Here is a 19231-nt window from a genome sequence, read left to right as displayed (position 1 = left end):
GTCAGGCGGGCGGTCCGAGGAGTGCCTCGAACGGCGCGACCTGCACGATCCCGTCGACGGCGGCCGCCAGAGAGTCGTCCAGCGTCACCAGGTAGTCGGCCTGCAGCTGGGTGAGGGCGACGTACTCGGCGTCGTAGGTCGAGGCCCAGCCGAGCTGGTCGGCGACCTTCCACGCCACCTGCCGCAGGACGCCGTCGCCGAGCAGCCGGATCCGCAGCTGCTGCAGCCGCGCGAGCCGCCGGTGGGCGTCCGCGGCAGACAGGTCGCCGCGGTGGACGGCCTCGTGCATGAGCGTCAGCGCCTGCGACCGCAGCATCGTCGGCGCCAGGAGCTGGTGCCCGTCCGGGACGTCGGCCCCGGACTCCGCCAGCCGCAAGGCTGCGGCGGCATCGACGACGAACCTGGTCACCAGCGCCTCCTTCGTCGCGTCCCGAGAACGGGCCCGACGCTACGCCCGGACGCCGACACTCACAGCCCGACGGCCGCCATGCCGGCGGCGTTGTACCGGTTGCCCCGCACGCCGATCCGCTCGGCCGTCGCGTCCAGGAGGGCGACCTCGTCAGCGGAGAGCGCAACCTCGGTCGCGCCGACGTTCTCCTCGACGCGCGCCGTGCGACGCGTGCCGGGGATCGGCACGATCCAGGGGTGCTGAGCGAGCAGCCACGCGAGAGCGACCTGCCCCGGTGTCGCGCCCTTGGCGTCCGCGAGCGTGCGGACCTGGTCCACGAGTGCCTCGTTGGCAGCGCGGTTCTCGGCCGTGAACCGCGGGATCGTCGTGCGGATGTCCCCCGCGGCGAACGGCGTGGACGCGTCGACGGTCCCGGTGAGGAAACCCTTGCCCAGAGGGCTGAAGGGCACGAAGCCGATGCCCAGCTCCGCGCACGTGGGCAGCACCTCCGGCTCGGGGTCCCGCGTCCACAGCGAGTACTCGCTCTGCAGGGCGGCGACGGGGTGCACGGCGTGCGCGCGCCGGATCGTCGACGCACCCGCCTCGGAGAGCCCGAAGTGCCGCACCTTGCCGGCAGCGACCAGCTCCTTGACCGCGCCGGCGACCTCCTCGATGGGCACGGCCGGGTCGACGCGGTGCTGGTAGTAGAGGTCGATCACGTCGATGCCGAGCCGGCGGAGCGACCCGTCCGCGGCGCGACGGATGCTGTCCGGACGGCTGTCGACGCCGGCCGACCGCCCGTCCTCGAACCGGAAGCCGAACTTCGTCGCCACGACGACGTGGTCGCGGACCGGGGCGAGCGCCTCGCCGACGAGCTCCTCGTTCACGAAGGGCCCGTAGACCTCGGCGGTGTCGAAGAACGTGACGCCGCGGTCGACCGCAGCGCGCAGGACGCCGATCATGTCGGCGCGATCGCCGGGGTTGGGTCCGTAGCTCTGGCTCATCCCCATGCAGCCGAGGCCGACCGCCGAGACCTGCAGGCCCTGTCCGAGGGTTCGTGTGTGCATGTCTGCGACGCTACGTCCGCGGACGTCGCCGAGGGAGGTCCTGCCAGACACCCCCAACCCCGTGGGTGGCGCAGGACCAGAGCAACCGATCAGCGGGGGGCCGTCGTCTCCCCGACGACGAGCGCCGTAGGCAGGACCGACTTCACGATCGAGCCCGGTGACGCGAGCTGTTCGAGGACGCCGGACAGGGCGGCGCGGCCCAGTCCGCGCTCGTCCTGCGCGACGTGCGTGAACGCCTGCAGCGCGTCGTCGTAGGCGTTGTCGGGCGAGTCGAGCGAGACGATCGAGACGTCCTGCGGCACGCGCATCCCGAGCTCCAGGCAGGCCCGGCGCAGCAGCAGGCTGACGGAGTACTCGCCGCCGACGAACCCGGTGATCTCGGGGTTGGCCTGCACGAACTCCTTGAGCGCGGCGACGTCGTCGTCCATCGAGGCCGTGGAGTGCGGGACGGTCGAGCGGACGTCGCGGAACTCGTGACGCGGGTCGAACGCGAGCCCGCGGGCCGCGTGCGCGTAGACGAAGCCCGTGTGCCGGTCGTCGAGCGACGACACGTGCCCGGCCGACGTCACGAGCCCGATGTTGCGGTGGCCGAGGGAGAACAGGTGGTCGGTGGCCTGCCGGCCGGCGCCGACGTTGTCGGAGCAGACGGTGGAGATCGGCAGGCCGACGAGCAGACGGTCGAGGATGACCAGCGGGTGCGCCTGGTGGACCAGCTCGAGGATCGCGGGCGGGATCCAGTCCGACGAGGACGGCAGCAGGATCAGCCCGTCGAGGTCCTCGTACTGCGCGATGAGCAGCTGCTCGCGCTCGTGGTAGCCCTCGGTCCGCGACAGGACGACGTTGGCGACGCCGAGGCTCGCGTCGAGCAGCCCGTGCAGCACCCGGGTGCCGAAGCTGTCGTCGAAGTTGGTGAGGATGCAGCCGATCGTCGGCAGGGTGTGCCGCGCGGAGGTCGTCGGGACCGCGCTGACCACGACCGACCCGATGCGGGGGCGGCGCTCGATGTACCCGGCCTCCTGCAGCAGGGCGAGCGCGTGCTTGACCGTGATGACGGAGACGTGGAACTCGGCGGCGAGCTCGTGCTGGGTGGGGAGCTTGTCGCCGACGGCCACGTCGCCGCTCTCGATCCGCGCGCGCAGCCCCTCGTAGACCTGCGTGTAGAGCGCTCCGTCCACGGCCCCGCTCCTGTGCTCACGGGCCTCGCGACCGGGCCGTCTCTGGGTATATCTAGCACACCTTGTGCTCCTCCAGACGCTCGATATATTGAGAATCGCACGATATGTTCAGACTGGTTCTACGACGGAGTGGGAGCAATGAAGCTGACACGACTGATCCAGACCACGGCGCTCGTCACCGGGACGGCGCTGGCCGTCACGCTCGGCGCCGTGCCGGCGGTGGCCGGGCAAGGTCACGAGGACGGCCACGGGCAATCACGCAACGCCGACCGCGCGGTCGCCGCCTACCAGGCGATGCAGGACCACCTCTACACGACCGACGGCTCGAGCCTGTACCTCGAGCGCACCGTGCCGACGGCCGACGACCGGACCTACTCGTTCGAGTGGCCGTTCTCGCAGGCCCACATCGCGACGCTCGACCTCACCGGTCTCCCGGGCCGCGCCGGACGGGAGTTCCGCGACGACCTGGCGGACCGCAAGGTCGGCCAGGAGCGCTACTGGAACGCGACCGGCGGCAGCACCGGCCTGCCCGGCTACGACTCCTACGTGCGCGCGCCCTACGGCGAGGGCGGCGACATGTTCTACGACGACAACGAGTGGGTGGCGCTCGCCAAGGTCCAGGAGTTCCTCCAGACCGGCGACCGCGCGTCGCTCGACCGGGCCAAGGAGATCTTCGCGCTCGTCGAGTCCGGCTGGGACACCGACCCGTCGCACGCCTCGCCCGGCGGCGTCTTCTGGACGCAGGCGCCGTGGAGCCAGGACCGCAACACGGTCTCGACGTTCCCCGGCGCGGAGCTGGCCGCCCGCCTGTACCTGATCACGCACGACACGGCCTACCTCGACTGGGCCAAGCGCAGCGTCGCGTGGGCCGACGCCACCCTGCTCGCCCCGAACGGTCTCTACTGGGACAACATCAAGCTCGACGGCTCGATCGACAGGACCCAGTGGTCGTACAACCAGGGAACCCCGATCGGCACCTACACGCTGCTCTACAAGGCCACGGGTGACCGTCAGTACCTGACGAAGGCCAAGGCGATCGCCCAGGCGTCGCTGGCGTTCTACTCGACGGACGACCGGCTCGCCGGTCAGCCGATCTACTTCAACTCCATCTACTTCAAGAACCTGGCGCTGCTGGAGTCGGTGACCGGTGGGCACACCTACCGCGACGCGCAGCAGGCCTACGCCGACAGCCTGTGGACCGATGTCCGCGACCCGGCGACCAACCTGTTCCCGGTCGGCGCCGAGTCCACGACGCTGCTCGACCAGGCCGCCGCGGTCCAGCTCTACGCCACGCTCGCGTGGCCGCGAGGTCTGGCCTCGACCCTGTACTGAGCGAGCGCACACCGCGAGATCGACCGTTCGGCGCGAGGTCGGCACGTCACAGTGTCGATCTCGAGCCGGGCGGTCGATCTCGTTGCTCGCCGCTAGGCGACGGCTCCGGCCTCGCGCGACGCGGGGCCGGGTCGGACCCGTCCACGCACGGCGACGAGCGCGACGAGCGCCATCAGGATGAACAGGATGTTCGCCGGCCCGGCGAGCGTGAGGAACACGCTCTCGGTGCCGGACCTGACCTCGTCGATACCGCCCGTGGCGAGGAACAGGGTCGGGTCGTAGAGGCCGTGGATCAGCATCGGCCAGATCAGGTTCCCCGTGGCGCGCAGGGTCAGGTACATGCAGATGCCGAACCCGAACGTGAAACCCACGGTCGCCAGGACGGTCGAGAGCTCCTGCCCGCCGAGGATGTTCGTCGCGTGCATCCCGGCGAAGATCGCCGACGAGACGACCATGACCACCCACTCGGAACGGCCGGCGTCCCGGAGCATCTTCACCGCGATGCCGCGGGTCAGGATCTCCTCGACGAACCCGACGAGCAAACCCGCGGCGAACGTCACGAGGACCACGCCCTCGGCGTAGGACGCGTAGTCGATGCCGAGCAGCCGCAGCACGACCGCGAGCAGCACGAGAACCGGCGCGATCCACATCCACCAGCGTCCGCGGATCGGCTGCCGCGCGAACAGTGCCGGGAACCAGCCGAGCGACGCGACGAACGCGGCCGCGAAGATCGAGCCGAGCAGGAGCGGCAGGAACAAGCCGAAGAAGACGCTCTGGGCGGAGGCGAAGATGTCGTCGGCATCGACCTTGTCACCGAACAGGAGGCCGACGAGCTGCCCGGCTCCCACGTAGAGCGCAAGGTAGACGACCGTGACGATCACGGCCCGCCACCAGTCGCCCTTGTTCCAGAACGTCTTCCAGCCTGAGGTGGGCTCGGTCATGTGTCGGCTCCTGTCGGGGTCGGCCTCGGCGCGATGCCTCGTGCCCCGACCATCGCCGACGTCACGGGGTCGGTGCAAACGACTCAGAAGGGCATCTCCGTGGTGACCTGGTCGGCCGGGGGAGCCACGACGGGCGTGCCGGAGCCGATGTTGGAGACGTCCGTGGTGGTCGTCGTGCCGGCGACCTCGAACACGGTGCGGACGGGCAGGTCGCGGTCGTCGATCCAGAACGTGTACGTGAGCGTCGCGGGGAGCGCCGCCGCGGGGTCGTCGCCCAGCAGGCCGGCGGTCGCCTCCGGCGCAAGCTTCGCGGTATCGAGGACGGCGGTGTACTCCTGCGCCTCGACGCCGTTGATCGTCTCGGCGTTGCCGGTCTTGATGAGCGTGGTGACCGCGCCCTCCATGCCCTCGTAGCCGGACTTGAGCATGTCGTCGCCGAACCCGGCGAACGACGATGCGAGCGGGTTCGAGGCGTCGTTGGGGTCGATCTGCAGGAAGAGGCCCCCGCTGAGCTCGCCGAGGTTGATGTACATGATCCCGTCGACGAGCCGCAGCTCGAAGGTGCCGCTCGCGGGGTCGTTGATGGAGGCGGCGATGTTCTGCTTGCCGCCGGTGAGGTCTGCGGACCCGGTCAGGTCCATGGACGTCGCGCCCGTGATCGACATCGCCATGTCGTAGCTCTGGGCGGCGGCCTGTGCGGCGGCCAGGCGAGCGAACAGGTTCTCCGCGGTCAGCTCGTCAGCGGCCGGTGCGACCGTCGCCTCCGCCTCTGCGGCGGCTGCCGTCGTGCTCGGCGCCGACGGCGGCTCCTCGGACGCGCCGCCGCACGCCGCGAGGGTCGCGGCCAGGACGACGGAGACAGGGATGGCGAGCAGGCTCGAGCGACGCATGTGAGGGACCCCCTGGTCACGGCCGCATCTCGGGCGGAAGCCCCCGGACGTCGGCGCGCGGACAGTCTCTCAGCCTGTGCGCGGACTGTGGAGGGCGATTGCGACGATCATCCGATCGGGCGTGACGGCCGCCACAGCCGAGCCGTCAGGACGGCGGCCCGCCGCCGTCGATCGCCGCGAGGAGCGCGTCGAGCACACGACGGGCGTCGTCGAACTCGTCGGCCTCCTCCCACAGCTCGCGCCACTCCGACTCCTCGTCCATCACGCGCACCAGGGCCTGTGCCGCCAGCGTGTCGAGGTCGGGGTCGAGCCGCAGGTCGGCCAGCGTCTCCGCGTCGGGGCCGTAGGTGGGGTCGATCTCGGGACCGTCGGGACGTGTCCCGGCGATGACGGCGGCGGCGGCGATCGCGCTCATCGCGTCGTCGGCGTCGAGGTAGTCCGTGGCCTTCACGACGGTGGTCAGCGCCTCGCGGACGAGCGCCGGCCGTGCCGCGGGTCCGGCCTCGTCCAGGTGGCCCGCCCAGTCGGCGGCGGTGTCGTTCTCGAACGGTCCGAATCCCCAGGTCCCCATGGAAAAACGGTAGCTGCTCCCCCGGCCTCAGTCCGTCAGCGACGGGTCGACGAAACCGGGGATGTCCTCGACCCGGTGGTAGACGGGCAGTCCACGTTCGTGCGCGATTGCCACGTCCTGGTCGGCGCCGGTCGACTCGCCCTCGAGGCGCAGGACGGCGTCGCAGTGCTGGAGCAGGCGCTCCGCCGTGGGGTACATGACCGTGCTCGCGAGCGGGCTGAGCGGACCGTCCGCGCCCGCGCTGCTGAGCACGGGGAGCGCCACCCACTCGCCGATCATGGGGATGTGGCCGCTGCGGAAGATCGGCCACGCGGCCTCCTCGAGCCGCTCCAGGTTCCGGGCCATCAGGGCGGGGTCGTCGCCGGTCCCGGAGCGGTACGGGCCGGCGATCAGAATCATCAGAGGTGTCGTCATGTGCAGTAGTATGCACGAGTCGGAACAAACAAGGGAGAACGTGCAGATGCTCGCGGCGCAGCGCAAGGAGCTCCTGCTCGACCGGCTCAGGGTCGACGGCCGGCTCGTCGCGAAGGACCTGGCGATCGAGCTGGACACCTCCGAGGACACCATCCGCCGCGACCTGCGCGAGCTCGCCGACGCGGGGCTGTGCCAGCGCGTGTACGGCGGCGCGATCCCGGTGCCGGCGGCGGCCGCCAGCTACGCCCGCCGGCAGGAGATCGCGACGACGAGCAAGCACCGCGTGGCCCTCGCCTGCCTGGACCTGATCCAGCCGCGGAGCACGGTGATCCTCGACGGCGGCACGACCGCGCTCGAGGTCGCCCGGCTGCTGCCGCGCGATCTCGGGGTCACCGTGATCACGCACAGCCCGACGATCGCCGTCGCGCTCGTCGACCACCCCGCCGAGGTGTTCACCCTCGGCGGTCGGCTGTTCAAGCACTCCGTGGTCGCGTCCGGCGCGGCCGCGGCCGAGGCGGCCGCCCAGGTCACCGCCGACCTCTTCCTGATGGGCGTCACGGGTGTGCGGCCGGACACCGGCCTGACGACGGGCGACGTCGACGAGGCCGCGATGAAGCGCGCCCTGTCGCGGCGGGCCGCCCAGACGTGGGTCATGGCGAGCGAGGAGAAGATCGGCGCGGCGTCCCCGTTCCGGGTGCTCGGGCTCGACGAGGTCGACGGGATCGTCAGCGACGCCGACCCGGACAGCGCGGTCGTCAGCGAGCTCGAACGAGCGGGCGTCGACGTGCGCAGGGCATAGGTCGTCAGGACCGCGTGCCCTCGGGCGCCCACGCGGTGACGGCCACCGATCCGGCGTCGACGATGTCGAGGGTCGTCTGCGGTCCGCTGTCGTACACGTCGGCCGACGACGTCATCGCGAGCCGATGCATCGGTAGCCCTGTCCCCACGCCGAGCTCGATCTCGGACGTGACGTCGTCCACCCCAGCCGTCGGCATGGCCGTCCAGCCGAGGACGGAGAGCACCCGCGCCCCGACCGGCACGACCACGGTGGACGGTCCGGGGTCGCTGGCCATGAACGAACCGCCGTCCTCGACCGTCACCTCGAGCGCGGTGCCGTCGAGCGAGCGGAACGCCACCGTCGGGTAGCCGCCCATCGAGCACGGTCTCGGCCCGGTGTTGGTCGCCGTGAGGATCTGGGCGCGGTGCCCGGTCGTGGCGTCCCCGCCGCCCAGCGAGAGCGTCAGGTCGTCGTCCGTGCACGCCGACGCCCCGGGGTCGGCCGGCCACGGGAGCGGCACGATCGTCGGCGGAACGACCTGCGGAAGCTCGTCGAGGGCGGCGAGCGTCGACGCTCCGTCCACGGTCTCGGCGCTCGCCACGAGCAGGTGCCGGGCGGTGATCACGTCCGCCAGGACCGCGAGGTCGTCCTCGGTGCCCACGCGCACCTCGAGCGGTCCGCCGGCCGAGGAGGCGCTGACGACGCCCGGGGTCGCGCCCACCAGGTACAGGCTCCCGACGGCCGCCGGGTCGGTGCCCTCGGGGTAGACGCGCACCGTGAGGTCCGCGTCGGCGGTCGTGGCCGGGTCCACCCAGATCTCGACGCCGGCCGGCGGCGAGGACGCGGCGACGAGCCGGTCCACCTGCTCCCGCGCTCGGGCGACGCCGTCGCGCGCATCGACGACGAGGTGCACCTGGGTCACGCCGTCGTCGGCCGGTACCACGGCGACGTCGTCGACCCCGTCGATCGCGCGGGCGGCCGCCGCGACCCTCTCCGCAGCCCCAGCCGCGTCCGGGGAGCCCGCTCCGCCACAGCCCGAGAGAGCGGCCACCAGGACGACGACCGTGAGCGGTGAGCGGAGACGCACCCCGGCAGGCTACGTGGCGCTCGACGCCTCGGGCGCGGACCCGACATCCTGAGTCCGATGACGACCGTCCTGACACCGCGCGCCCTCAACCGCGCCACGCTCGCCCGCCAGCTGCTGCTCGACCGCGCGGACCTGCCCGTGCTCGACGCCGTCTCGCACCTCGCGGGCCTGCAGGCCCAGGAGCCCCAGGAGCCGTTCGTCGGTCTCTGGTCGCGGTTGCGCGGCTTCGACCCGGCCGACCTGGACGCGCTCGTCGTCGGCCGGGACGTGGTCCGCACCCACCTGATGCGCTGCACCGTCCATCTCGTGACGTCCGCCGACATGCTCGCCTGGCGCGCCCGCCACGACGCCATGCTGCGCGGCCGGATGCTCGGGATCTTCCGCGCCGAGGTGGAGGGCGTGGACCTGGTCGAGTTCTCCGACGTCGCGCGCGCGTTCCTCTCCGACGGCGAGCCGCGGACCATGGGCGAGCTCGCGCAGGTGCTCCACGCCCGGTGGCCCGCCGCCCGACCGCGGGCGCACGCCGAGCTGGCCATCGCGTGCCTCGTCCCGGTCGCGCAGACGCCGCCCCGCGGCCTGTGGCGCGTCAAGGCCGGCGTGCAGGTCGCGCTGCTCTCGTCCTGGCTCGGCCGGGACATCGACCCCTTGTCGCCCGACGACGACCTCGTCGGCCAGGCGATCGTGCGCCGCTACCTCGCCGCGTACGGCCCTGCGGCGACCGCCGACATCCGCGCCTGGTCCGGCATCGCCGGCCTGCCGGCCGCCGTCAAGGCCATCCGCGACGAGCTGGTGACCTTCCGCGACGAGCGCGGCCGCGTCCTGTGGGACCTCCCCGGCGCACCGCTCCCCGACGCCGGCACCCCGGCACCCGTCCGGTTCCTGCCCGCGTTCGACAACGCCCTGCTCGGCTACGACGACCGCACCCGCATCGTCGACGACGCCCACCGCGGCCTGTCGGTCGCGGGCACCCGCGTCGTGCTGGTCGACGGCCGCGTCTCGGCGACCTGGAAGGCCGACGCGGACACTGTGAGCGTCACGCCGCTGCGCGAGCTGACCGCCGCGGAGCGCCTCGCTGTCGTCGACGAGGGGGCCGCGACGGCCTCGTTCCTGTCCGACGGCGCGAGCGACCGCGTGGTCGTCGAGTGATGCTCGTCATGTCGGAACGAGGACAGAAGGAGTAGTTTCCCGCGCATGGACCCGACGTCCTCGACCCGCCTCCCCGGTCGCCTCGTGCCGACCGGCGGGGGGCACGTGCCCGTGCGGGTGCACGGGTTCCTCGGGTCTGCTGCGCCGATCCGGGCCGGTCGCGCCGAGCGCGGGTTCGCGGTCGCGCTGGCGCGCACGTCGCACGGCGTGGTCAAGGTGCTGGACGGCGACACGGTGCTCGGGTTCCTCACCCCGGCGTGGTCGCAGCGCATGGACTTCGAGCTCTGGGCGTGCGAGCAGGCGGGCGAGCCGGCGCTCGCCCGGGCGGTGCTCGAGGGGACGGCCGACGAGCGCGACCTGTTCGTCATGCTCTCCTGGCGGCGCTGACCTGCCCTAGTGGTCGTGCCGGTGGTGCGCGTCCGGGTAGTGGTCGTGCGTGTGGGTGGTCGCGGCATGCGTGTGCTCGTGGCGGTGCCGGACCCCGGCCGGGACCGGTGAGGCGTGGTCGTGGTCGTGGTGCCCGTCGTCGTGGGCGTGCCAGTGCTCGTGCGTGACGGCGGCGTGCGCGTGCTCGTGCGCGTGCTGCTCGCTGAGGTGCAGCCAGACGCCGACCGCCATCAGCGCACCGGCGAGCGCGAGCTGCCATGTCAGCGGGTCGCCCAGCGCGACGGCCAGCACCGCACCGAAGAACGGCGCGACCGAGAAGTAGGCACCGGCCCGGGCGGTCCCGACGTGCCGCATGCCGACGATGAACAGGGCGAGGCTCAGCCCGTACGCGACGAAGCCGAGCGCGAGGGCGCCGGCAGCGGTGGCGAGCGACGGCAGCTGCGCGCCGAGCAGCAGGGCCAGCACGAGGTTCGTGGGACCCGCGACCCCGCCCTTGACCGCCGCGAGCCACGTCGCGTCCGTCAGCGACACCTTGCGCGTGAGGTTGTTGTCGAGCGCCCAGAACGCGCACGCGCCGACGATCGCGACGGCCGGCCACAGGCTCGACACCTCGGCCTGCCCGGACGGCACCGCGATCACCACCGCACCGGCGACGACGAAGGCCATGCCGATCACGACGCGGCGCTCGGCGTGCTCGCGGAACACCACCCAGGCGATCACCGCGGTCAGCACCGCCTCGGCGTTCAGGAGCAGCGACGCCCCGGACGCGGGCATCGACGCGAGCCCGAACATCAGCAGCACCGGCGCGACGACCCCTCCCGCGGCCACCGCACCGACCAGCCAGGGGACCTCGTGCCGCTCGAGCCGGACCCGCGGGCTGCGACGGACGAGCCGCCACAGCCCGAGCCCGACGCCGGACCCCACGTACAGCAGCCCGGCGAGCAGCCACGGGCTGACGTCGCCGAGCAGCAGCTTGGCCAGCGGCGCGCTCGCCCCGAACAGCACCGCGGCGAGCAGGGCCGACCGCACCCCGACGTTGCCCAGACCGCGCCCCTCGCTCACCGGCCCATCGTCGCACCGGGCCGGTGAGCGAGGCCGCCGCTACTTGATGGACCCTCGCGTCACGCCGGAGATCACCCAGCGCTGGGAGAAGATGTAGACGACCAGCAGGGGAGCCATCGCCATCAGGTAGGACGCGAACGCGACCGTGTAGTCGGTGTTGAACTGCCCCTGGAACACGTACTGCGCGAGCGGCAGGGTCCGCGCCCCGGGGTCGGTCAGGACGACAAGCGGCATGATGAAGTCGTTCCACGCCCACACGCACGTGAGGATCCCGACCGTCGCGTTCATGGGCATGAGCAGCGGGAAGATGATCTGCCGGAACACCCGCCAGGTGCTCGCGCCGTCGACGCGGGCCGCCTCCTCCAGCTCGATGGGGATCGACCGGATGTACGCGGTGTAGATGAAGATGTTCAGCGACAGCCCGTAGATCGTGTAGAGCAGGATCATGCCGCCCTGGTTGTCCAGGCCGAGGAACGCCGTCTGCTTGACCAGCGGCAGCATGATGATCGGGAACGGGATGAACAGGGCCGCGAGCAGGTAGAAGAACACACCCTTGAAGAACGGTCGGTGGATGTTGCGGGCCAGGGCGTAGGCGACCACCGAGCTCGTCAGCAGCGTGAAGACGACCGACCCGACCGCGATGAGGGCGGTGTTGGTCAGCGCCTGCGGGAAGTCCGTGCGGGTCCACGCCTCCGAGAAGTTCTCCCACCGGATCGGGCTCGGCCACTCGAAGCCGGTACCCGAGGCCAGCTGGGCGGGGGTCTTGAGCGCGACGACCACGGCCAGGTAGAGCGGCACGAGCACCGTCAGGGAGCAGACCACGATGAGCGCGGTGGCCCACCAGTTGATCTTGCGGGTGTCGTCGTCTTCGGACCTCTTCGAGGTCCGGCGACGGATCGAGGTCGGCATGACCGGCTCGGCCTGCCCGAAGGTGGTAGCGGCGTCGGTCATCAGAAGTCGGCCTCTCTGCGCTGAAGGACCCGGAACTGGAAGAGCGAGACGATCGTGATGACGATGAAGAAGATCACCGCGTTCGCGGTCTGGTAGGCGAACTCGCCGCCGGAGAACCCGCCACGGAAGATCAGGAGCGTCACGGACTCGGTCGACGTGCCGGGGCCGCCGTTGGTGAGCGCGACGATCGGGTCGAAGACCTGCAGGAAGCCCTTCAGCGACAGCACGACGTTGATGGTGAAGAACGCACTGATCAGGGGGAACGTGATCGACCGGAACACCCGCCACGCCTTCGCGCCGTCCAGGGACGCGGCCTCGTAGAGCTCGCGCGGGATCGTCTGCAGGCCCGAGAGATAGATGATGATCGTGAAGGCGCAGGCCTGCCAGACCGCGAGCAGCACGATCGCCGTCCACGCCCACGTCTCGTTGGTGAGGATGTTGTCCCGGAACAGCGGGATGTTGGACAGGATCTTGGGCAGCGAGCTCGAGAAGAAGAACTGGAACACGTACCCGACGACCAGGATCGCCAGCACGTAGGGCACGAAGTACACGCCGCGGAACAGGTTGCGGGCCAGGATCTTGGCGTTCAGGCCCATCGCGATGGCCAGCGAGGCGGCATTGGTCAGGAGCGTCGCGACGATGGCGAACAGGAACGAGAAACCGTACGCCTGCAGGACCCGGTCGTCCTTGAAGAGGTTGAGGTAGTTGGACAGGCCGACGAAGTTAAAGTCGCCGTACCCGGCGTAGTTGGTGAACGAGTAGAAGACGCCCGTGATGACGGGCACGGTGTGGAACGCGAAGAACGCGATGACGGCCGGCCAGACCATCCAGTAGTACGTGGACTGCGCACGGCCGAGCTTGACGGGTGGCACGGTTGTCGTGCCTGCCGCGCCGGCTTCGGGTGTCGTGGGCGGGGACTTTGTCGAGGACGTCATCGTCATTCTCCCGTCACGGGGATGGTGCGAGCGGCGACCTTGCGCCACTCGCTGTCGAGGGTGGCGAGCGCGGCTTCCGCGTCGCCGCTGAACAGGAACTGCTGATCGATCGCCGTCAGCGGGATGCTGGGCGGGATCTGGTGGTCGATGAAGCCCGCGATGCGGCCGTCGTCGAAGTACGGCTTGACCGACTGGAGCGCGGGGTCGTCGCTGAGCTGGGCGCCCTTCACCGAAGGGACCATGTTCTGCGAGGCGGCGAACTTCTCGATGACGTCCTTCTGGAACAGGTAGTCGACGAACCGCATCGCCTCGTCATGGTGTGCGCCGTTCTTCGGCAACGTGACCGCGACGTCGACACCGGAGACCAGCACGCGGTCGTCGGGGTTGTCGGTCGCCGGGTACGGGAAGATCCCCGCCTTGACGTCCGGGTTGATCGCCTTGATCGGGCTGAGTGCCCAGATGCCCTGCAGGAGCATGGCGGCGTCACCGTTCGCGAACGCCGCGTTGCCGTCGTCGTAGGTCTTGCCGCGGTAACCGTCCTGCATGTAGCCGAAGAGCTGGGCCTGCTGCTCCATCGCCTCGGGGAAGTCCTTCTCGAACGACACCTCCGAGTCGGGACCGGTGTCCTCGCCCTGTGCGCGCATCTTGTCGAAGAAGCCCCCCTGCGCCGGGTAGGCGCCGAGCGCGTTGAACGACGGCAGCCCGGTCCACGAGTCACCGAGCGTGCCGTAGAACGGCGTGATGCCCGCGGCCTTCAGCGTGTCGCACACGGCGATGAACTCGTTCCACGTCTCCGGGACCGCCAGGCCCTGCTGCTCGAAGATCTCCTGGTTGTAGATGACCCCGTTGGCGTTGTTGACGTAGCCGAGGCCGTTGACCTCGCCCTCCTTGTTGCCGAGGTCCGCCAGGATCTGCTGCACCGCCGGGTTGATGGTCTCGAGCACCGGTTCGTCGGAGAAGTCGTAGAACACCCCGGCCTGCGCGAGGCGCCCGAAGCCGCCGTTGGCGTTGAGCGTGATGACGTCGGGGGCCTTGTCCTTCACCAGCAGGGTCCGGATCATCGTGTCGGCCTCGGCGACCTGGTTCTGCACGACGCGGATGTCGGGGTTCTCGGCCTCGAAGTCCGCGATGATCTGGTCGAAGTCCTCGAGCGCCTCGCCTTTGAACTGGAAGAAGTTCAGGGTGGTCACGCCGTCCGACGAACCGGACGCGCAGCCGCCGACCGCCGCCATGGCGGCCACCAGGACTGCGGCCGCGAACGGTCGTCCGCGTCTCCTCGTGGGGTGTCTCATCGTGCGCCTCCTCGCGCTTGATGGAGCAGCAGGTCAGGTCGTGGCAGTCAGCTCGACCACGGTGGACTGCTGCGGGAACTGCACAGGTGGCCGGACGCCGACGGCGTCGAGCTCGTGACCGGTCAGAGCGACGGGATGCGTGCGCCAGGACAGGGGGGACTGGGCAGCGTCGTGCCCAGGTTCGGTGGCGTCGACGGCACGGAGCCGGTAGCGACGCGTCGGGTCGAGCCCGGGGAACCGGACACGGCCCGGCGGGTAGGCCGCGGTCGTCGCGGTCTGGGTGATGGTGAAGACGGCGGTGCTCCGGTCGGCGGCGACCATGCCGCGCACGTCGATCCCGGGCTCGGTGTGGTCGACGTCGACCGTCCGTCCGGTCGCGACGAGGGGACGCAGCTGCTTGGCGTAGGCGACCCAGGACGCGATGCGGCCCCGGGTGCGGTCGTCGGTCGCCGTGAGGTCCCACTCGATGCCGAAGTGGCCGAACAGCGCGACCGCGGCCGAGAAGTCGACGTCCACGGTTCGACCCGTCGAGTGCACGACCGGGCTCGTGAGGTGCATGCCCATCATCTCGGGCGGCACGACCAGGGCCGTGTAGCGCTGGTTGTCCAGCCGCTCGAGCGGGTCGAGGGTGTCGCTGGTCCAGATCCGGTCGGTGCGGTCCAGGATCCCCAGGTCGACGCGCGCGCCGCCGGAGGCGCAGCTCTCGATCTCCAGACCGGGGTGCGCCTGCTTGAGGGCATCGAGCAGCCGGTAGAGGGCGAGTGTGTGCTCACGGACCCGGGCCACGCCCTGCGGTCCGCTGCCCGCGTCGAGCAGGTCGCGGTTGTGGTCCCACTTCAGATAGGTGATCGGGTACTCGTCGAGAAGCGCGTGAAGGCGCTGCGCGATGTACGTGTAGGCCTCGGGGTGGGCCAGGTCGAGCACCTGCTGGTGCCGGGCCGACGGGGGCATCCCCATGCGTCCGCGCATGATCCAGTCCGGGTGCGCGCGCGCCAGGTCGCCGTCCGGGCTGACCATCTCGGGCTCGACCCACAGGCCGAACTCCATGCCGAGCGCACGGACGTGGTCGACGAGCGGGTGCAGGCCGTCCGGCCACACGTCCGTGTCGACGTACCAGCTGCCGAGGCTGGTGGTGTCGTCCTGGCGACCCTCGAACCAGCCGTCGTCCAGGACGAACCGCTCGGCACCGACCTGCGCGGCGACGTCGGCCAGCGCGGACAGACGACCCAGGTCCTGGTCGAAGTACACGGCCTCCCAGGTGTTCAGCGTGACCGGCCGCGCCCGGCGCGGGTGGGCGGGGCGCCGGCGCCACTCGTCGTGGAAGCGGTGGGCCAGCGCGTTGAGCCCGTCGCCCCAGGAGCCGACGACCTCCGGCGACGTGACCGAGGCGCCGGGCGCCAGGACGACCTCGCCGGCCGCGAGCAGCTCGCCGCCGACGAGCACGGCGTCACCCGTGACGGTCCGCTCGGCGAGGACGCGGTGGTTGCCGCTCCACGCGACGTGGATGCCGTGCACTCGGCCGCGCTCGAACCCGAAGCCCGGGCGACCGGCGGCCAGCAGCAACGTCGAGTCCGCGCCCGGCCGGCCGCGCCGGCTCTCGCGGACGTACGTGCCGAACGTGAACGCGTGCCGCTGCGGAGCGCGCTCCCGCAGGTGCCGACCGGTCGTGTCGAGGAGCTCGGTCGCGTCCCAGGGCACCGGGAACGACAGGGCGAGCGACTGGACCGTGTACGGGGTCTCGCCGGTGTTGCGCAGGGTGATCCGCTGGTGCAGCAGCCCCGCCGTCCCGACCCGGAGCTCGAGCTGGGCGCCCAGCTGGGCCTCCCTGTCGACGAGCGACAGCAGCGCACGGTGGTCGTTCGCCTGCAGGTCGACGAGCTCGAACCGGACGCTGAACGAGGCGCCGTCCCGGTGACCCTCGATCCCGGGCGTGCCGAGCCATCCGCCGGCGGGGGTGGGCAGGAGCGTCGGACGGGCTGACTCGTCGAGCCCGCCCGAGACGCGCTGCGGCCGCGCCGCGACGGCGAGGTCGACGAGGCTCTCGTCGGTGGAGCCGGCGAGCTCCTCGCCCCAGTGCACGATCGTCGGGTGCGGTGTGGTGCCCAGGTCGAGCACGACGCTGGTGCCGCCACGGCGCAGGTGCAGGACGGTCGGTGCCTCAGGTGTGCCGACGGCGTCTTCGCGGTCGGTCGCGGGGTCCGGGTGAATCATGCGATTAGTTCTAACACGAAAGAAATCGGCCCGCAAGAGTGAGATCCACCCAGGGTATTCGGCCGGGATGGCCGGGGTTCGTGCCAGGATGGAAGCAATGGAGCCGCACGAGACCGCGCTGACGGAGACCGAGAAGGCACTCGCCCGGGCTGTGCTCATCCACGGGCCCATCTCGCGTGCCGCTCTGACCAGCCGCCTCAACCTCTCGCCGCCGAGCCTCACGCGCCTCGCGAAGCCGTTCCTCGACCACGGCCTCATGGTCCAGCTCGAGGACAAGTCCGGGTCCGTCGGCCGCCCCGCGCGTCCGCTCGACGTCGCACCGGGTCTCGCGTCCTTCGCGGGCGCCAAGATCACCGGCGACGCGGTGCACGTCGTCGCGACCGACGTGCGCGCCGGGTTGCTCGCACAGGGGTCGCGGGCGTTGACCGGCACGGAGCCGGCCCAGGTCGCCGTCGATCTCGCGGCCGCGGTCCGCGCGCTGGGTGTCGGCCGGCTCGCCGGGGTCGGGGTGTCGCTCGGCGGGACCGTCCGGGACGGGCGCGTCAAGTTCGCACCGTTCCTCGGCTGGCACGACGTCGACTTCGCCGGGCTCGTCGAGGCGGAGCTCGGGGTGCCGGCCGTCCTCGAGAACGACCTCGTCGCGCTCGCCGAGGCGGAGCTGTGGTTCGGCCTGGGCCGCGACATCCCGGGCTTCGTCGTCCTCACGATCGGCGCCGGGATCGGGTACGCCCTGGTCGTCCACGGCGAGGTGGTCCGGTCCCCGGACGCGGGTGTGGGGCTCGGCGGGCACATCCCGCTGAGCGCGACCGGCCCGGTCTGCCAGGACGGTCACCGCGGGTGCGCCCAGGCGATGCTGACCTCCGGGTCCATCGCGGCGCAGGTGTCCGCCGCAGTGCAGCGCACCGTCACCTACGACGAGGCCCTGGAGCTCGCGCGCACGGGCGATCCGGCCGCCGGGACGGTCGTCGACTCGGCCGCCGAGGCGCTCGGCCGGTTCGTCGCGCTCGCCGCCAACCTCACGCTGCAGCCGGCGGTCGTGCTCGCCGGCGACGGGATCGGGCTCATGTCGGTGGCGGGCGACCGCGTCCGCGCGGCGGTCACCGCGAGTCGCGACCCGCGCGCCACGGAGGTCCAGCTGTACGTCGACGAGTCCAGCTTCACCGCGTGGGCGAGAGGGGCGGCCGCGGTCGCCATCCAGGACGCCTTCGACCGGTTCCGGTTCGACGGCCCGGGCGCCGGGCTGCTCGCACCGTAGGTACAGCGCGAATCATCACGAACACGGGCACGTGCGTTGCCTGGGCGTCCAGGGCGCCGCATCTGCGGCTACGCTTACTGCATGCCCACCTACCGGATCAAGGATGCCGCCGACCTGCTCGGCGTGAGCGCCGACACCGTCCGCCGCTGGGCCGAGAGCGGCCGGATCGAGACGACCACCGACGCCTCCGCGCGTCAGGCGATCGAGGGTTCCGTGCTCGCGAGGTTCGCCGAGGAGCTCGCGAAGGAGGCCGCCCAGGTCCCACCCGGCGACATCGCGGCCGCGTCGGTCCGCAACCGGTTCACCGGCTTGGTCACCCGCGTCGTGAAGGACACGGTCATGGCCCAGGTCGAGATCCAGGCCGGCCCGCACCGCTTCGTCTCGCTGCTCAGCCGCGAGGCCGCCGACGAGCTGGGCCTCGAGCCGGGCGTGCTCGCGGTCGCGGCCGTGAAGGCGACGAACGTGTCCGTCGAGATCCCCCGCACCCACTGACCCAGGAGTCCTCCGCATGCGTCGACGTCGTGCGCTCGTCCTCGTCGCGGCCGCCGCCACCCTCGGCCTCACGGCCTGCAGCTCCTCCGACGGCGGCGCCGCGGGCAGCAGCAGCGCGCCGTCGGCCACGACGACAGCCTCGCTCGAGGGCGACATCACCGTGCTCGCGGCGGCGTCGCTGACCGAGTCGTTCACGACCCTCGGCGAGCAGTTCGAGAAGGCGAACCCGGGGGTCCACGTGACCTTCAGCTTCGCCGGCAGCTCCGCGCTCGCCGGGCAGATCGCCGACGGCGCCCCCGCGGACGTCTTCGCGTCGGCGAGCGCCACGACGATGGACGACGTCGTGGCGGCCGGCGACGCGACCGACCCGGTCGTGTTCGCCACCAACAGCATGGAGATCGCGGTCCCGCCCTCGAACCCCGCCAGCATCACCGGGCTGAACGACCTGGCGAACCCCGCGGTGAAGACTGCGCTGTGCCAGCCAGAGGTGCCCTGCGGAGCCACCGCGGCCAAGGTGTTCACCAACGCGAACCTCGCGGTCACGCCGGTGACCCTCGAGCCCGACGTCAAGGCGGTGCTCAGCAAGGTCACCCTCGGCGAGGTCGACGCCGGCCTCGTGTACGTGACCGACGTGGTCGCGGCGGGCGACGACGTCAAGGGCGTGCTGATCGACGAGGGCGACAACGCCTCGACCGACTACCCGATCGCCACGCTCGCGCACAGCACCAACGCGGAGGTCGCGGCGGCCTTCGTCGACTACGTCCTGTCGCCCGCCGGGGTGAAGGTGCTCACCCAGGCCGGCTTCGAGCTGCCCTGACCTCCATGGACACCTCTGCCGGCCCGGGACGCGGGGCCAC

The 19231-nt window shown here is 71.4% G+C and carries 20 protein-coding genes; 7 read left to right on the top strand and 13 right to left on the bottom strand.

What is annotated here, in order from left to right; all coding sequences use genetic code 11:
• Position 1 precedes the first annotated feature (1 nt).
• From AC1DUE_RS00460 to AC1DUE_RS00450, 3 genes are all read right to left on the bottom strand, one after another.
• Complete coding sequence (locus tag AC1DUE_RS00460; protein WP_477037412.1) at positions 2–409, bottom strand: type II toxin-antitoxin system VapC family toxin; 408 nt, start codon at positions 407–409, stop codon at positions 2–4.
• Between the two features lie 59 nt (positions 410–468).
• A complete protein-coding gene (locus tag AC1DUE_RS00455) occupies positions 469–1455 on the bottom strand; it encodes an aldo/keto reductase (RefSeq protein ID WP_477037411.1) in 987 nt (328 codons plus the stop codon).
• An 89-nt stretch (positions 1456–1544) separates the two neighbouring features.
• Positions 1545–2630, bottom strand: coding sequence for a LacI family DNA-binding transcriptional regulator (locus AC1DUE_RS00450; protein WP_477037410.1), 1086 nt, complete (start codon positions 2628–2630; stop codon positions 1545–1547).
• A gap of 138 nt (positions 2631–2768) precedes the next feature.
• Here AC1DUE_RS00450 and AC1DUE_RS00445 point away from each other — a divergent pair, with 138 nt between their 5' ends.
• On the top strand, positions 2769–3962 hold the full coding sequence (locus AC1DUE_RS00445; protein ID WP_477037409.1) for a glycoside hydrolase family 76 protein: 1194 nt from the start codon (positions 2769–2771) through the stop codon (positions 3960–3962).
• 92 nt (positions 3963–4054) lie between these two features.
• On the opposite strand, the gene AC1DUE_RS00440 is transcribed toward AC1DUE_RS00445, so the two are convergent.
• The 4 genes from AC1DUE_RS00440 to AC1DUE_RS00425 form a co-directional block, all read right to left on the bottom strand.
• Positions 4055–4903, bottom strand: a complete 849-nt coding sequence (locus tag AC1DUE_RS00440; RefSeq protein WP_477037408.1) for a lysostaphin resistance A-like protein — start codon at positions 4901–4903, stop codon at positions 4055–4057.
• Between the two features lie 83 nt (positions 4904–4986).
• On the bottom strand, positions 4987–5793 hold the full coding sequence (locus AC1DUE_RS00435) for a LolA-like protein (protein ID WP_477037407.1): 807 nt from the start codon (positions 5791–5793) through the stop codon (positions 4987–4989).
• Between the two features lie 145 nt (positions 5794–5938).
• Complete coding sequence (locus AC1DUE_RS00430; protein ID WP_477037406.1) at positions 5939–6364, bottom strand: DUF4259 domain-containing protein; 426 nt, start codon at positions 6362–6364, stop codon at positions 5939–5941.
• Between the two features lie 27 nt (positions 6365–6391).
• Positions 6392–6778: a DUF4406 domain-containing protein gene (locus AC1DUE_RS00425; RefSeq protein WP_477037405.1), complete on the bottom strand. Its 387-nt coding sequence runs from the start codon at positions 6776–6778 to the stop codon at positions 6392–6394.
• Here AC1DUE_RS00425 and AC1DUE_RS00420 point away from each other — a divergent pair.
• A complete protein-coding gene (locus tag AC1DUE_RS00420; protein WP_477037404.1) occupies positions 6777–7577 on the top strand; it encodes a DeoR/GlpR family DNA-binding transcription regulator in 801 nt (266 codons plus the stop codon). The genes AC1DUE_RS00425 and AC1DUE_RS00420 overlap by 2 nt on opposite strands.
• A 4-nt stretch (positions 7578–7581) precedes the next feature.
• Here AC1DUE_RS00420 and AC1DUE_RS00415 read toward each other — a convergent pair whose 3' ends face one another.
• Entirely contained in the window at positions 7582–8643 is a 1062-nt protein-coding gene (locus AC1DUE_RS00415) for a DUF4232 domain-containing protein (RefSeq protein WP_477037403.1), read from the bottom strand.
• Between the two features lie 57 nt (positions 8644–8700).
• Between AC1DUE_RS00415 and AC1DUE_RS00410 the strand changes: the two genes are divergently transcribed.
• Together AC1DUE_RS00410 and AC1DUE_RS00405 are read left to right on the top strand one after the other, a co-directional pair.
• The gene (locus AC1DUE_RS00410) at positions 8701–9789 is read left to right on the top strand and encodes a winged helix DNA-binding domain-containing protein (RefSeq protein ID WP_477037402.1); all 1089 of its coding nucleotides are present in this window, start codon (positions 8701–8703) and stop codon (positions 9787–9789) included.
• Between the two features lie 45 nt (positions 9790–9834).
• Positions 9835–10176 carry a hypothetical protein gene (locus AC1DUE_RS00405; protein WP_477037401.1) on the top strand — a complete coding sequence of 114 codons (342 nt, stop codon included), beginning with the start codon at positions 9835–9837 and terminating at the stop codon, positions 10174–10176.
• A 6-nt stretch (positions 10177–10182) separates the two neighbouring features.
• On the opposite strand, the gene AC1DUE_RS00400 is transcribed toward AC1DUE_RS00405, so the two are convergent.
• The 5 genes from AC1DUE_RS00400 to AC1DUE_RS00380 all read right to left on the bottom strand — a co-directional run bounded on the left by AC1DUE_RS00400 (position 10183) and on the right by AC1DUE_RS00380 (position 16627).
• Entirely contained in the window at positions 10183–11238 is a 1056-nt protein-coding gene (locus tag AC1DUE_RS00400; protein ID WP_477037400.1) for a DMT family transporter, read from the bottom strand.
• A 39-nt stretch (positions 11239–11277) separates the two neighbouring features.
• A complete protein-coding gene (locus AC1DUE_RS00395) occupies positions 11278–12189 on the bottom strand; it encodes a carbohydrate ABC transporter permease (protein WP_477037399.1) in 912 nt (303 codons plus the stop codon).
• On the bottom strand, positions 12189–13061 hold the full coding sequence (locus AC1DUE_RS00390) for a carbohydrate ABC transporter permease (RefSeq protein WP_477037398.1): 873 nt from the start codon (positions 13059–13061) through the stop codon (positions 12189–12191). The genes AC1DUE_RS00395 and AC1DUE_RS00390 overlap by 1 nt, the downstream gene beginning before the upstream one ends.
• A gap of 65 nt (positions 13062–13126) precedes the next feature.
• Complete coding sequence (locus AC1DUE_RS00385) at positions 13127–14416, bottom strand: ABC transporter substrate-binding protein (RefSeq protein WP_477037397.1); 1290 nt, start codon at positions 14414–14416, stop codon at positions 13127–13129.
• 33 nt (positions 14417–14449) lie between these two features.
• On the bottom strand, positions 14450–16627 hold the full coding sequence (locus tag AC1DUE_RS00380) for an alpha-galactosidase (protein ID WP_477037396.1): 2178 nt from the start codon (positions 16625–16627) through the stop codon (positions 14450–14452).
• Between the two features lie 97 nt (positions 16628–16724).
• On the opposite strand from AC1DUE_RS00380, the gene AC1DUE_RS00375 reads away from it, so the two are divergent.
• The 3 genes from AC1DUE_RS00375 to modA all read left to right on the top strand — a co-directional run bounded on the left by AC1DUE_RS00375 (position 16725) and on the right by modA (position 19191).
• Positions 16725–17882 (top strand): ROK family protein, encoded by a 1158-nt coding sequence (locus AC1DUE_RS00375; RefSeq protein WP_477037395.1) that lies wholly within the window; start codon positions 16725–16727, stop codon positions 17880–17882.
• A gap of 81 nt (positions 17883–17963) precedes the next feature.
• A complete protein-coding gene (locus AC1DUE_RS00370; protein WP_477037394.1) occupies positions 17964–18374 on the top strand; it encodes a TOBE domain-containing protein in 411 nt (136 codons plus the stop codon).
• A gap of 16 nt (positions 18375–18390) precedes the next feature.
• Positions 18391–19191: a molybdate ABC transporter substrate-binding protein gene (gene modA / locus AC1DUE_RS00365; protein ID WP_477037393.1), complete on the top strand. Its 801-nt coding sequence runs from the start codon at positions 18391–18393 to the stop codon at positions 19189–19191.
• The last annotated feature ends 40 nt before the right edge of the window (positions 19192–19231 follow it).

It is taken from the genome of Cellulomonas sp. P4_A2, from assembly GCF_056402515.1.
Note: the sequence above shows the minus strand (reverse complement) of the source record. Positions and strands in the feature narration are given on the sequence as shown.